Genomic DNA, 13,804 nt, shown 5'->3' with positions numbered 1-13,804 from the left:
TGCTACAACCCCATGAGAATCTGCTCAGGAAAAGGGCGCTATGCAGCTGTACCTGTGTGAAAAACCGTCCCAGGCCAAGGACATCGCCGCCGTGCTCGGTGCCACGCGCCGTGGTGACGGGTGCTGGCTTGGCCCTGGTATCACGGTCACCTGGTGCATCGGCCATCTGCTGGAAACCGCCCCGCCCGACGCCTACGACGCGCGCTACAAACGCTGGGTCCTGGCCGACCTGCCCATCGTGCCGGCGCAATGGAAAATGACCGTCAAGCCGAAAACCGCCAGCCAGTACAAGGCGGTCAAGCGCCTGCTGGGGGAAGCGAAGGAATTGGTGATCGCCACCGACGCCGACCGCGAAGGCGAAATGATTGCCCGGGAACTGGTGGAACATTGCCGTTATCGCGGGCCGATCCGGCGGCTGTGGCTCTCGGCCCTGGACGAAGCATCGATCCGCAAGGCCTTGGCCGCCCTCAAGCCGGGGGCCGAAACCTTCAACCTGTATCACTCGGCCCTGGGCCGTTCCCGGGCCGACTGGCTGATCGGCATGAACATGAGTCGCCTGTTCACCCTGCTGGGGCGCCAGTCCGGCTACCAGGGCGTGTTGCCGGTGGGCCGCGTGCAGACACCGACGCTGCGCCTAGTGGTGGACCGCGACCGCAGCATCGCCAACTTCGTGCCGGTCGCCTATTGGGCCATCGACGTGCAGCTAAGCCACGAAGGCACGGCGTTCACCGCCCAGTGGCGCGCCGATCCGGACGCCTGCGACGACCAGGAACGCTGCCTGAACCAGGCCCTGGCCCGGGACGCCGCCCAAGCCATGGGCAACGCCGCCACCGCTCGGACGTTGAAAGTGCGCACCGAACGTCTGCGCGACGCGGCACCGTTACCCTTCGACCTGGGCACACTGCAGGAAGTCTGTTCGAAGAAACTCGGCCTCGGCGCCCAGGAAACCCTGGACATCGCCCAGTCGCTCTACGAAACCTACAAGCTCATCACCTACCCTCGCAGCGATTGCGGTTTCCTGCCCTTGAGCCAGCACAGCGAAGCACCAGCCATCCTGGCCGCCCTCGCCCAGGCCGACCCAAGCCTTGCACCGCTGCGCGAGCACCTGCAACCGCAACGCAAGTCCCGGGCCTGGAACGACGCCAAGGTCAGCGCCCACCACGGCATCATTCCCACCGCCGCCGCCAGGAACCTCGACAAACTCGCCAGCAAGCAGCGCGCGGTCTATACGCTGATTCGCGCGCGGTACCTGGCGCAGTTCCTGCCTAACCACGAATACGACCGGACCCAGGCCGACTTCGACTGTGCCGGCCAGGCGCTGCGTGCCGTGGGCAAGCAGATCGTCGAACCCGGCTGGAAACGCGCCCTGCCCGAAGCGCTGGCACCGGCAAGGGGTCGTGAAGCACCGACGCCGCAGACCCTGCCGGCACTGAGCGAAGGCCGCGATTGCGGCGTGGACAAGGTGACCCCCAAGGACCTGTGGACCCAACCGCCCAAGCCGTTCACTGAAGGCGACCTGATCAAAGCGATGAAGAACGTCGCCAAACTGGTAGAAGATCCGCTGCTCAAGCAAAAGCTCAAGGACACCACCGGCATTGGCACCGAAGCGACCCGGGCCTCGATCATCCAGGGGCTGCTCGACCGCGGTTACCTGGTGAAAAACGGCAAGGCCCTGTCCGCTACCCCTGCGGCCTTCAGCCTGATCGACGCCGTGCCCCGAGCCATCGCCGACCCGGGCACCACCGCAATCTGGGAGCAAGCGCTGGACATGGTGCAAAGCGGGGAAATGAGCCTGGAAGAATTCGTGACCCGGCAAGCCGCCTGGATGAGCAAGCACGTCGCCCGCTGCCAGGGCATGAGCCTGACCATCAGCGGCCCGGCCAGCCCCGCCGGGCGCGGCGCAACGCCGTGGAAAAACAAACGCAAGCCGGCCAAGCGCAAGACTGGCGGTGCACCGCGCAAGGCAAGCAAGGCCAAGGCCACCTGAACAGCGGCTCACCGATAACATGGAACCTGTGGCACGAGGATCTGTGGGAGCAAGGCTTGCCCGCGATAAAGGTCACACGGTCTATCCGGAACCGAGTCGCCTGCCGCGGGCAAGCCTTGCTCCCACAGATAAGTCCCCTCGCCGCAGAGACTGCCCTGTGCGCGCCTTCGACGATTTCTCATACCCAAACCGTTTTGTCCGACAAAATGTAGTGACCAAAAATAATCACTACAAAATCGTTGACGCCTCCGATTTGCCCTTGCATGATGCAGACGTCTCCCCGATCGGGAGCACAAGCAACTGTTTGAGCAAGCTCGTCTGACCGCCGAGCTGTTTTTTTGGATAAGGGACTGCCCACAAGGCAGATTGAAGGTGCTGACCTGGCCTGACCGTCCGGTAACAAGGACGAGAAACGTCGGCGAAGATCCTCATGACGCGCGTGGCTCAACCCTCGAAAGTTGACACTGCCTGAAGATTCTTCGCTGTTTCTCGTCGTTGTAACGCTTTTGCGTAGCAGCCCTTCGATAACACTACACAACCGATGCACGACCCCGTCGAAGTTCGACGGATGAGCGCTGACGGCTTGGTTTCGGTGCCAGCCATGCAGGCACTGGGCAGGTACTTACCGAGTAGCGAAGTTTTTGCGAACCACCAGACAGATCAACCAAATGGTCAAGGGGCTTACACATGAATCTGAATAATCAACCATCTATTGATGAACTGGCTCGCATATTCGCCGCACACAAGGACACTCTCGACAGCCATATCCTGTGGATCAGCAAGACTGGCCAGGTGCACATGGACTGCCTGTCGCCCTACACCCGCGAAGACGAGTTCGAAAAGAACACGCAAGAGCTGGGTGCCCGGTTGAAGATGTACCGCCGTGGCCAGGGCTACGTTGGCAAGAAGGCCGCGGCCGACAAAGACTTCATCGGTCGCGTGTTGCAAACGCTGACCCAGGCCTGGCAGTCGATGCAGAACACTTCTGAGGTTAGGGTCATCGACCGCCTCTGCTGATACGTCCTAAACAAAAGGGTCCACGCCTGAATCAGGAGCGGGCCCTTTTTGTTTGTGAGACAAGCCCCTAGAACACCGACCAGCCGATCCGCTGGCTCATCAGTTCCAGCGCTGCCATGCCGGCCAGTGAGTTGCCGGCGACGTTGAGTTCAGGCGACCAGACGCACACCGTGAAGCGCCCCGGCACCACGGCGACAATCCCCCCACCGACACCACTCTTGCCCGGCAGGCCGACGCGATAAGCGAAATTGCCAGCCTCATCGTACAAGCCGCTGGTGGCCATGATGGAGTTAACCTGCTGGGTTTGCCGGGCGGTGAGGATCTGTTCGCCGCTGTGCTTGCAGAACCCGTCATTGGCCAGGAAGCAGAACGCCCGCGCCAGGTCGACACAGCTCATCCGCAGGGCGCAGTGGCTGAAATAACTGCGCAGTACCGCTTCCACATCGTTATGGAAATTGCCGAACGATTGCATCAGGTACGCCATCGCCGCGTTGCGGGCGCGGTGCTGGTATTCCGATTCGGCAACCTTGCCGTCCACCATTACCTGTGGGTTACCCGACAGACGGCGTACGAAATCGCGCATCGACAAGGCCGGTGCGGCGAAACGCGATTGGTTGATATCGCAGATCACCAACGCGCCGGCATTGATGAACGGATTGCGTGGTCGACCACGTTCGAATTCCAGTTGCACCAGGGAATTGAACGGTTGGCCGGACGGCTCATGGCCCAGGCGCTCCCAAATCACTTCGCCAGAATGCCCGATGGCCTGCACCAGGCTGAACACCTTGGAAATACTCTGCACCGAAAACGCTGTTTCGGCGTCGCCGGCGCAATACAACTCGCCGTCGTTGCCATACACGGCAATACCCAACTGGTTGGGCGCCACAGTGCCCAGGGCCGGAATGTAGTCGGCCACCTTGCCCTGACCAATCAGGGGGCGAACCGCATCGAGGATCTCGTTCAACAGTGCTTGCATATGCGCGGGGTCCAGTCATTCCCCGTTCGAGTGCGGGGATACAGACGCTAGACGCTGTTGGGCGGGGTCAGAGCACACTGATTATCAAGCTTCAGGCGCACAACCCTGTGGCGAGGGTGCTGTGGGAGCAGACTTTGTGGGAGCAAGGCTTGCCCGCGATGAAGATCACACGGTCTATCTGGAGCCGAGTCGCCTGCTTCGCGGGCAAGCCTTGCTCCCACAGGAAGCGAGCGTTTTCACTGGCGCCTGTCATTAAATCGGGCGGTCTATAGTTCAAAGGATCAATCGGCAGGAGTAGACGATGCGCCAGATCATGCAAAAAGAACCCTGGTGGGCCTCACCACCCAAGCCTGGGCAGGATGAAAGCGAGCTCGAATGGGGCTGGCTGGTGATCTACAGCGAAGGCGAGCCGCGCTTCGAGTTCATCAAGGAACGCCCATCGAACGAGCAGATCCGCCATCGCAAGGGTTGTCGTATCACCCTCGGATCAGAATGAGCCAGCCCGTCACGGCTTGATGTCCGGCAATGCCACCGCTCGATTGGCCAGGTCCGCCTCCACCAGGTTGCCTTCTATTTCCTCGTCCAGGTAGTACATCGGTGCCATCACCCCGCTGAGGGGGTGCTTGAGCGACTTGAACCACGCCTCATCGAACGCTGCGCTCAGGCTTTTGCGGATCTGCGCCTCCATTTCGGGCCGCTCGCCCTCGTGGATGATCGCGCGAATACCGGCCACGCCCACCGAAATCAACGCTCCGGCCGCCTTCCCAGCCAAGGCCGCCGCCGCACCGGTCGCCCCACGCGTGGCAAATTGCGCCTCGATTTTTTCGCTGGTGCGTTGCGCCACCGTTGCGATCACCGCCTCTGAGGGCCCGGCACCTGTGGCAGCAGCCTTGTTGACATGATCGATCAGGGCCGCATAAGCCGGCAGTGTGTTCAGCGGTTCGGTGTGGATCATCTCGTACAACGAAGCGTTACGCGCCGCTGGCGGCCCCAGGTTGATGGCAGCAATGCCGTGCAGGCGCCGGTTCATCAGATCGTTCGGGATTCGATGCCGCAGGGCGATGACCTGGACCTGCTGATTGAGCTGGCGTATGTAGTAGTCCGTCGCCGCCGCCCTGATCGCCTCGGGATCAATTTCCACTGCCACCGGCTCCAGTACCTGCTCGCGATACTGTTCTTGCAGGTAAACCGCCAGGCGCCGGGCTGGGGAATCCTCCTCAGCCTTGGCACTGGCGGCATACCAGCTGACCTTCACCGCCAGCCATTCCTGGGTCCAATAACTGCTGAACCAAGGAATGAACTCAGCCTCGGTGCGTTCATAGACCAACACACGCCAATGTTCCATCGACCCGTGGGCGTAGAGTCCGGCCTGTCCGATAGCGCTTTTCGATGCGGCGATGATCTGCTGGTCCACCTGTCGCCAAATGGCCTGGTCAATCGTCACCGTGGCAGCCTGTTGAGCGCGCTGTGACGTGGCGCACCCCGCCAGAACGAGCACAACGGCCAACACCAGCGAACGCAGCACGATCGCGCCACCCCGGATTCAGGTCACCCACGGAGTTGAGTATAGGTCGCGAGTTACGGGAGACCTGGCCTAAACACCAAACCAATGTGGGAGCTCCCACAGGATCTAATCCAACAGGTATTTGACAAGCCTTCAACCCAACGCCGTGTCGAGAAACATCATCACCGCAAACCCCATCATCAACCCCAGGGTGGCCGGGGTTTCATGGCCATTGCGATGGGTCTCGGGGATCACCTCGTGGGACACCACGAAGATCATCGCCCCCGCCGCCAACCCCAGGCTGATGGGGTACGCGACGGCGACGCCCGACGACATGCCCAGGCCGATCATCGCACCCAGTGGTTCCATCAACCCCGAGCCAACCGCGATAAGCGCGGCACGCAAGGCGCTGATACCGGTGACTCGCAGCGCCATGGCAATGGCCAGGCCTTCAGGGATGTCCTGGATGGCGATGGCGGTGGTCAGGGGCAGGCCGACCTTGAAGTCACCGTCGGCAAAACTGACGCCGATGGCCATGCCCTCCGGCAAATTGTGCAAGGTGATGGCAAGCACGAACAGCCAGACACGATTGATGCGCTCGGCCTGGGGCCCACGCCGGCCACTGAGTTCGTGCTCGTGCGGCACGAAACGGTCCAAGCCGATCATCAGGGCGACGCCCAAGCCCAGGCCCACCACGACGACAAACGCGGCGAGCAACTGATTGCCACAGATGACCTGTGCCGCTTCGATGCCCGGCAGGATCAATGAGAACGAACTGGCGGCAAGCATCATACCGGCGGCAAAACCGAGCATGATGTCCTGGGTACGCGAGGCAATATCGCGCAGCACCACCGCCATCAACGCCCCCAGGGCGGTGGCGGCAAAGCCCGAGGCACCGCCCAACACCGCATAGCCCAGGTTCTGACGGTCGGCACCGACCAGGGCGTTGTAGCCGCTGTAGAGCAGCAATGCAGTCACCACCGCCAGCCCGAGCCAGAAGGTTACCCCCAGCAACAGGTTGTCTTGCACGGGGTTGAGCCAGGTGCGCCAGGGGGATCGGATCCGGGAGGTGGGTTGGTCCATCGAATGTCCTTATTGGTCTTGGCCGTGGTATGGCTGATCGTTCCGGAAACGATCAGACGGATATCAGGTAAAGAGTTGCCGCTTCGCCGTTTTTTACAGTTTGTCACCTTGCATCCCCGAACCCAAGTCGGCGCCCGTAGAGGATTGCACGTTGCCTGCGCTTTCGAACCTGATTAACCCTATCAATCAAAATACAGGTCATGAGGACGCTGCCGCTGACAGCCCCACAAACACCAGAAGAAGTAATAGGATCTATTTTCTATTCAATAAACGAGACGAACGCTAATTGACTCAACAACTAGCGAACATCTCTCAATGAATAGAGCGAAAGGACTGTGAACCTGACACTCGTTCAAGCGCGGCAAAACAGTTACATAAACCAATGGGCCCCCATGCCATGGACAGGAGGCTCGCCATGTCACCGGGCATTATGTATCACGGCCGCCGGCGCGGCTGTTCTCACCGCCTTTTCTACCCGCTGCGGAGGCTTTCTCCCGGTCGTTGGCAAAGTTGCCGCCCGACGCCTAGCCACCTTTGCGGCCGGCTTCCGAAGCCCGCCCAGGGTCATTGGCAAAATTACCGCCCGAGGCCTGTCCGCCTTTGCGCCCGGCCTCTGCGGCACGCCCAGGGTCGTTGGCAAAATTACCACCCGATGCCTGCCCTCCCTTGCGCCCGGCCTCGGATGCACGCTCAGGATTATTGGCGAAGTTACCACCTGATGCATGGCCACCCTTTTTCCCGGCTGCCGATGCCTTTTCACGATCGTTAGCGAAATTGCCGGGATTGTTATTTCCTGTGTTAGCCATTTCGTTCACCTCGTTTAGTTGATATCAACGAACCTTGCTGACTCGCCTTATTCGGAAAACATGACGCCACCAAGGTTTTAAGAGAAACCTGCAACGGCGACGAGTGGTCAATGTCGTTATTCATATCCCCGCCGCCTCGGCCTTTATTGCAACCGGCTATTGAACAGACAGTGACTGATGAGCAGCCCTGAACCCTGAAACCTCATCCAGCGAAAAATCCTGCGGGAAAAGCCAGGTAACGACGCCAGCCCATTGCAGCGGTCTCGAAGGCGCCGTCAGGAAGAGCCCACCAGCAACTGGACCTCAAGGTTGGCCGTCGCCACACCGTGGTTTGCCACATACACATCGGCGGTCCAGCCCTTGGTCTGGTTGTGATAGGACTGAGTGCCCAAGGCCGTGCCGCTTTCCCACTTCAGGATGTCGCCAATATCGATGTCATTGGCCGAACGCAGGGCTAGCACGGTATGGCCGTGCTCCTGTGCCACGTACACACCCACCATTGCGCTCTGTCGATTGATGGCCCGTACTTCACCGATGGTCTGCTTCATACGCCTCCTCTGCGACAGGTTCAGAGCGACCGAAACAACCCGGTTGCTCTTTCGCATATAAGTGTGGAGGCCCCACCTACAAGGAAAGTTTGCCGCACAGCGTCACTGGGCGACGAAAGGCGTGACGCAGGCCCCGTTCCCGACGGTGCTACCCTCAACGAATCCACACGGAGAAACACCCATGCCGGACGACTTCCACCGCGAGCCGCTCGATCAGTTGCAGGCGTACATGGCCGGACGCCGTTTCCTGGTGCTCACGGGGGCCGGCATCAGCACCCCTTCGGGCATCCCCGACTACCGCGACAGCGACGGTGTACGCCGGGGTCGACAGCCGATGATGTACCAGGAGTTCCTCGCCCAGGCCGAGGCACGACGGCGCTATTGGGCGCGGGCGATGTTGGGCTGGCCACGCGTGCGGCAGGCCAGGCCGAACGCGGCTCATGAGGCCTTGGCCACGTTGCAGGCACGGCAACGCATCACCGGCCTGATCACCCAGAATGTCGACACGCTGCATGACCAGGCCGGCAGCCAGGACGTTATCGAACTGCACGGCAGCCTGCATCGCGTGCTGTGCCTGGATTGCGGCCAGCGCAGCGAACGACAGCAGATTCAGCAGTTGATGGAAACCGAAAACCCTTACCTGGCTGGTGTTGATGCGGCACAAGCGCCCGATGGCGACACTCTGCTCGACCTGGCCTTCGAGGCGCGCTTCCAGGTACCCCGCTGCCGTCACTGCGACGGCGAGCGGTTGAAACCTGATGTGGTGTTTTTCGGCGAGAACGTCGCCCCCCCCACCGCGACCCGCGCCCTGCAAGCCGTCGAGCGGGCAGACGGTCTGCTGGTGGTGGGCTCGTCGCTGATGGCGTATTCGGCGTTTCGCCTGTGCCGGGCCATCAAGGACCAGGGCAAGCCGCTGCTGGCGATCAACCGGGGCAAGACCCGGGCCGATGAGCTGCTGGACCTCAAGCTGGAAGAGCCGTGTGAACAATTACTGCCGTTGCTGACACAACACCCGTTCTAACCACACTACCACTCTCCCCTGTGGGAGCGAGCCTGCTCGCGATAGCGGTGGTTCATCTGGCATCTATATTGAATATGCCACCGCATCGCGAGCAGGCTCGCTCCCACAAGGGGACGGTGGTTAACGCACGGCCAAATCCTGATCCCTGAGCGTATCGAACAACGCCTGCGCCGCCGCCGACAGTTCATGCCCCGGCTTGGTCAGCACGCCGACGGCCCGTTCGATCACCGGATCGCGCAAGGTGATGCAGCGGGCACCCAGTTCATGCATCTGCCCGACACACAGCGCCGGCACGGCACTCACCCCCAGCCCGCTGGCAACCATTCGCCCAACGGTCGCCAACTGGTGGCTCTCGAACTCCACAGGCAGTTTCATGCCCCGGGCCTGCAGATGCTCTTCCAGCATCACCCGTACCGTGGATGGCCGTTGCAGCGTGATGAAGGGCTGTTCCAGCAGGTTTTCCCAGTGGATTTCGTCGCGCTGGGCAAGCGGTGAGTCCAGCGGCACTACCGCGACGAAGCGATCGAGATACAAGGGTGTGAACGCCAATGACGAACCGCGCATCGGCTCGAACGCCACGCCCAATTCGACATGCCGATCACGCACCATCTCAAGCACCTGTTCGTTGATCACGTCGTTGACCGTGACGTTGACATTCGGATAGCGGGCACGGAAGGTCTTGAGGATCGGCGGCAGCAGGTTGCCGGCAAATGACGGCATCGCCGCCAACGTCACGCGGCCACGCTGCAAGGTGAAGCGCTGGCGCATTTCGTCCTCGGCATTGTCCCAGTCGGCCACCAGCCGGCGGGCCAATGGCAGCAACGACTCACCTTCGGGGGTCAACGCCACGTTACGAGTGTTGCGACTGAACAGACGGCCACCGAGCCCTTCTTCCAGGGCCTTGATGGTCAAGCTCAGGGCCGACTGGGACAGGTGCAGCCGCTCGCAAGCCACGGCAAAGCTCAGGCTCTGGGCCACGGCGAGGAAGGCACGGATTTGCTTGAGGGTCATGGGCGTCCTGTGTCCGGTTGCGTAGGAGCTGCCGAAGGCTGCGATCTTTTGATCCTGATCTTTTGCTTTCGCTTGAGATTCAAGTGTCTTTGGGAAGATCGCAGCCTTGTTGCACTCGACAGCTCCTACAGGGGAGGCGACTATTGAGTTTTATCAATCAATTCAATCTAAAAATCAACTTAACAAATATATGACTTGGCGCAACACTGCATCCCATTGTGACCCCATCAAGAATAAAAGAGGTGTCTATGGCAGGTTTCGACAAACGCGTGAGTTCCTATGAAGAAGCGTTGGAAGGCTTGAAGGATGGCATGACCGTCATTGCCGGCGGCTTCGGCCTATGTGGTATCCCGGAAAACCTGATCGCCGAGATCAAGCACAAGGGCATCCGCGACCTCACCGTGGTGTCCAACAACTGCGGCGTCGACGGCTTCGGCCTCGGCGTACTGCTGGAAGACCGGCAAATCCGCAAGGTGATCGCCTCCTATGTGGGCGAAAATGCCCTGTTCGAGCAGCAACTGCTCAGCGGCGAAATCGAAGTCGTACTGACCCCCCAAGGCACCCTCGCCGAAAAAATGCGCGCCGGTGGCGCCGGCATCCCGGCGTTCTTCACCGCCACCGGCGTCGGCACCCCGGTGGCCGAAGGCAAGGAAGTGCGTGAGTTCCATGGTCGCCAATACCTGATGGAAGAATCCATCACTGGCGACTTCGCCATCGTCAAAGGCTGGAAGGCTGACCATTTCGGCAACGTGATCTATCGCCACACCGCCCAGAACTTCAATCCGCTGGCCGCCACGGCGGGCAAGATCACTGTGGTGGAAGTCGAAGAAATCGTCGAACCCGGCGAGCTGGACCCGACGCAGATCCACACCCCTGGCATCTACGTCGACCGGGTCATTTGCGGCACGTTCGAAAAACGCATCGAACAGCGCACCGTGCGTAAGTGATCCCCTGCCCCCGGCCCGAATGAAGGAATAACAACATGGCACTTTCCCGCGAACAAATGGCTCAACGCGTCGCCCGCGAAATGCAGGACGGCTACTACGTGAACCTGGGCATCGGCATTCCGACCCTGGTCGCCAACTACATTCCTGAAGGCATGGAAGTCATGCTGCAGTCGGAAAACGGCCTGCTCGGCATGGGCGCGTTCCCCACCGAAGCCGAAGTCGATGCCGACATGATCAACGCCGGCAAGCAGACGGTCACCGCACGCATTGGCGCGTCGATCTTCTCTTCGGCCGAATCGTTTGCCATGATCCGTGGCGGCCATATCGACCTGACCGTGCTGGGCGCATTCGAGGTGGATGTCGAAGGCAACATCGCCTCGTGGATGATCCCCGGCAAGCTGGTCAAGGGCATGGGCGGCGCGATGGACCTGGTGGCCGGTGCCGAGAACATCATCGTCACCATGACCCATGCGTCCAAGGACGGCGAATCGAAACTGCTGCCGCGTTGCAGCCTGCCGCTGACCGGTGCCGGTTGCATCAAGCGGGTGCTGACCGACCTGGCCTACCTGGAAATCCAGGACGGCGCCTTCATCCTGAAAGAACGTGCCCCGGGCGTCAGCGTCGAGGAAATCGTTGCCAAGACCGCCGGCAAACTGATCGTGCCGGACCACGTGCCTGAAATGCAGTTCGCTGCCCAGTGAGGAGAGATTCGATGCAAGAAGTCGTGATTGTCGCCGCTACCCGTACCGCCATCGGCAGTTTCCAGGGTTCGCTGGCTTCCATTCCCGCGCCGGAACTCGGTGCCGCGGTGATTCGTCGCCTGCTGGAACAGACCGGTTTGTCGGGCGAACAGGTCGATGAAGTGATTCTTGGCCAGGTGCTGACCGCAGGGTCCGGGCAAAACCCGGCTCGCCAGGCGGCGATTCTGTCCGGCCTGCCTCATGCGGTGCCAGCGCTGACCCTGAACAAGGTCTGCGGCTCGGGGCTCAAAGCGTTGCACCTGGGCGCCCAGGCGATCCGCTGTGGCGACGCCGACGTCATCATCGCCGGCGGCATGGAGAACATGAGCCTGGCCCCTTACGTGTTGCCGGCCGCCCGCACGGGCCTGCGCATGGGCCACGCGAAGATGATCGACAGCATGATCACCGACGGCCTGTGGGATGCCTTCAACGATTACCACATGGGCGTCACCGCCGAGAACCTGGTGGACAAGTACGGCATCAGCCGCGAGGAGCAGGACGCTTTCGCTGCCGCATCCCAGCAGAAGGCCGTCGCCGCTATCGAGGGCGGTCGGTTCGCCGATGAGATCACCCCGATCCTGATTCCCCAGCGCAAAGGCGATCCCGTGGCGTTCGCCACCGATGAGCAACCGCGCGCCGGTACGACCGCCGAATCCTTGGGCAAGCTCAAGCCTGCCTTCAAGAAGGACGGCAGCGTCACCGCGGGCAACGCGTCCTCGCTCAACGATGGCGCCGCCGCCGTGATCCTGATGAGCGCGGAAAAAGCCAAGGCCCTGGGCCTGCCCGTGCTGGCGAAAATCAGCGCCTACGCCAACGCTGGCGTCGATCCGGCCATCATGGGCATTGGCCCGGTATCGGCCACCCGCCGCTGCCTGGACAAGGCCGGCTGGTCGTTGGATCAACTGGACCTGGTCGAAGCCAACGAAGCCTTCGCCGCCCAGTCGCTGGCCGTGGCCCGGGAACTGAAATGGGACATGGATAAGGTCAACGTCAATGGCGGCGCCATCGCCCTGGGCCACCCTATCGGCGCATCGGGGTGTAGAGTCCTGGTGTCGTTGCTGCATGAAATGATCAAGCGCGACGCCAAGAAAGGCCTCGCGACACTGTGCATCGGCGGCGGCCAAGGCGTGGCCCTGGCACTGGAACGGGCATAACCGACACAGGTTCAACGGTGGTTGCGCGGATCCACGAATATCCACACAACCACTGGCACCACCACCGGCGCAACCTCGGTTGCGCCGGTTTTTTTTGCCTGTTGGTTTTGAGCTTGGCCTGCCGGCCTCATCGCGAGCAGGCTCGCTCCCACAGAGGATTGGCGGTGGGCACAGAATCCCAGAGCACCACTAATCCACTGTGGGAGCGAGCCTGCTCGCGAAAGCGGTGAGTCAGGCGACGATGAGCCGTCAGGAACCTGCGCCAAACCGGTCACGGCTGTTGGTCAGGTGCAGCCACATGGCGGCGCGGGCGGCGTCCGGGTCTTGGCGTTTGATGGCGTTGAAGATCGCTTCGTGCTCCAGGTTGGCCAACTGTGCCAGCTTGCCCAGATCCGCCTGGCCGCGTTCGGCCACGTTCACTCGCGTCCTGGGGATCATCGCACTGCCCAAGTGCTGCATGATTTCGACAAAACAGGCGTTGTCCGTGGCTTCGGCGATGAGCAGATGGAAGCACCGGTCAGCTTCGACACAGCTGTCGTTGTTGCTGGACAACCGCTGATAGTCATCCAGCGCCTGGCGCATCTGCTGCAGTTGGCGTTCGCTGCGACGTTGGGCCGCCAAGGCGACTGCCTGGGTTTCCAGGCCCAGGCGCATCTCCAGGATTGCCCGCACCCCCGCCGCCGTGTCGACATTGAGCCGCAACCCCGGCTCGCCGGTTTGCGCCAGCACAAAGGTGCCGATGCCGTGGCGGGTCTCCACCAACCCCGAAGCCTGCAACTTGGAAAGCGCCTCGCGCACCACCGTGCGGCTGACCCCGTGCTCCTGCACGATAGCGCCTTCGGAGGGCAGCTTCTCCCCCGGTTTCAGTTGCCCCAGCAGAATGCTCTGACTCAACTTCTCCACCAGGTCATAGGCCAGATTCTGGGTGCGCTTGCGGGCAGGTATTTCGGTGTTCGGCTGCATGGTCGCGGATCCTTGAAAGAGCAGTCTGTACGGCTGGGAAAAACCCC

General features: G+C 61.5%; 13 protein-coding genes and 3 pseudogenes. 7 read left to right on the top strand and 9 right to left on the bottom strand.

All coding sequences use genetic code 11. The features are described from left to right. Positions 1-40: 40 nt before the first annotated feature. Both AACY42_RS14220 and AACY42_RS14215 read left to right on the top strand, forming a co-directional pair. Positions 41-1,987 (top strand): DNA topoisomerase III, encoded by a 1,947-nt coding sequence (locus AACY42_RS14220; RefSeq protein WP_339480144.1) that lies wholly within the window; start codon positions 41-43, stop codon positions 1,985-1,987. A gap of 687 nt (positions 1,988-2,674) precedes the next feature. Further along, positions 2,675-3,004: a hypothetical protein gene (locus tag AACY42_RS14215; protein ID WP_003200138.1), complete on the top strand. Its 330-nt coding sequence runs from the start codon at positions 2,675-2,677 to the stop codon at positions 3,002-3,004. 67 nt (positions 3,005-3,071) lie between these two features. Here the strand turns inward: AACY42_RS14215 and glsB are convergent, their stop codons facing one another. Beyond that, entirely contained in the window at positions 3,072-3,980 is a 909-nt protein-coding gene (gene glsB / locus AACY42_RS14210; RefSeq protein ID WP_339480142.1) for a glutaminase B, read from the bottom strand. 301 nt (positions 3,981-4,281) lie between these two features. On the opposite strand from glsB, the gene AACY42_RS14205 reads away from it, so the two are divergent. Beyond that, positions 4,282-4,476: a hypothetical protein gene (locus AACY42_RS14205; RefSeq protein ID WP_339480140.1), complete on the top strand. Its 195-nt coding sequence runs from the start codon at positions 4,282-4,284 to the stop codon at positions 4,474-4,476. A gap of 9 nt (positions 4,477-4,485) precedes the next feature. Here AACY42_RS14205 and AACY42_RS14200 read toward each other — a convergent pair whose 3' ends face one another. The 6 genes and pseudogenes from AACY42_RS14200 to AACY42_RS14175 form a co-directional block, all read right to left on the bottom strand. Then, positions 4,486-5,505: a hypothetical protein gene (locus AACY42_RS14200; RefSeq protein WP_339480138.1), complete on the bottom strand. Its 1,020-nt coding sequence runs from the start codon at positions 5,503-5,505 to the stop codon at positions 4,486-4,488. Between the two features lie 132 nt (positions 5,506-5,637). Continuing rightward, positions 5,638-6,567 (bottom strand): ZIP family metal transporter, encoded by a 930-nt coding sequence (locus AACY42_RS14195; protein WP_339480137.1) that lies wholly within the window; start codon positions 6,565-6,567, stop codon positions 5,638-5,640. Between the two features lie 428 nt (positions 6,568-6,995). Continuing rightward, a pseudogene (locus tag AACY42_RS14190) lies at positions 6,996-7,076 on the bottom strand (KGG domain-containing protein); the annotation flags it as partial. A gap of 15 nt (positions 7,077-7,091) precedes the next feature. Next, positions 7,092-7,274, bottom strand: a pseudogene (locus AACY42_RS14185) (general stress protein); the annotation flags it as partial. A 9-nt stretch (positions 7,275-7,283) separates the two neighbouring features. Beyond that, positions 7,284-7,373, bottom strand: a pseudogene (locus tag AACY42_RS14180) (KGG domain-containing protein); the annotation flags it as partial. A 275-nt stretch (positions 7,374-7,648) separates the two neighbouring features. Then, positions 7,649-7,921 carry a hypothetical protein gene (locus tag AACY42_RS14175; RefSeq protein WP_339480136.1) on the bottom strand — a complete coding sequence of 91 codons (273 nt, stop codon included), beginning with the start codon at positions 7,919-7,921 and terminating at the stop codon, positions 7,649-7,651. Between the two features lie 181 nt (positions 7,922-8,102). Here AACY42_RS14175 and AACY42_RS14170 point away from each other — a divergent pair, with 181 nt between their 5' ends. Further along, positions 8,103-8,942 carry an NAD-dependent protein deacetylase gene (locus tag AACY42_RS14170; RefSeq protein WP_339480134.1) on the top strand — a complete coding sequence of 280 codons (840 nt, stop codon included), beginning with the start codon at positions 8,103-8,105 and terminating at the stop codon, positions 8,940-8,942. A gap of 120 nt (positions 8,943-9,062) precedes the next feature. Here the strand turns inward: AACY42_RS14170 and AACY42_RS14165 are convergent, their stop codons facing one another. Next, entirely contained in the window at positions 9,063-9,953 is an 891-nt protein-coding gene (locus AACY42_RS14165; RefSeq protein ID WP_339480131.1) for a LysR family transcriptional regulator, read from the bottom strand. 248 nt (positions 9,954-10,201) lie between these two features. Here AACY42_RS14165 and AACY42_RS14160 point away from each other — a divergent pair, with 248 nt between their 5' ends. Genes AACY42_RS14160 through AACY42_RS14150 form a run of 3 tightly spaced genes read left to right on the top strand, consistent with a single transcriptional unit; the run spans position 10,202 to position 12,794 of the window. Next, entirely contained in the window at positions 10,202-10,900 is a 699-nt protein-coding gene (locus tag AACY42_RS14160) for a CoA transferase subunit A (RefSeq protein WP_339480130.1), read from the top strand. A gap of 35 nt (positions 10,901-10,935) precedes the next feature. Continuing rightward, on the top strand, positions 10,936-11,601 hold the full coding sequence (locus AACY42_RS14155; protein ID WP_003180355.1) for a CoA transferase subunit B: 666 nt from the start codon (positions 10,936-10,938) through the stop codon (positions 11,599-11,601). Positions 11,602-11,612: 11 nt separating this feature from the next. Next, on the top strand, positions 11,613-12,794 hold the full coding sequence (locus tag AACY42_RS14150) for an acetyl-CoA C-acetyltransferase (protein ID WP_339480127.1): 1,182 nt from the start codon (positions 11,613-11,615) through the stop codon (positions 12,792-12,794). 249 nt (positions 12,795-13,043) lie between these two features. Here the strand turns inward: AACY42_RS14150 and AACY42_RS14145 are convergent, their stop codons facing one another. Beyond that, complete coding sequence (locus AACY42_RS14145; RefSeq protein ID WP_339480126.1) at positions 13,044-13,757, bottom strand: FadR/GntR family transcriptional regulator; 714 nt, start codon at positions 13,755-13,757, stop codon at positions 13,044-13,046. Between the last annotated feature and the right edge of the window lie 47 nt (positions 13,758-13,804).

The sequence above is a fragment of the Pseudomonas sp. RL_5y_Pfl2_73 genome (assembly GCF_963970515.1).
Taxonomy (GTDB): Bacteria; Pseudomonadota; Gammaproteobacteria; order Pseudomonadales; family Pseudomonadaceae; genus Aquipseudomonas.
The sequence above is the reverse complement of the archived record's forward strand: the minus strand, read 5'-3'. Positions and strand labels throughout refer to the sequence as shown.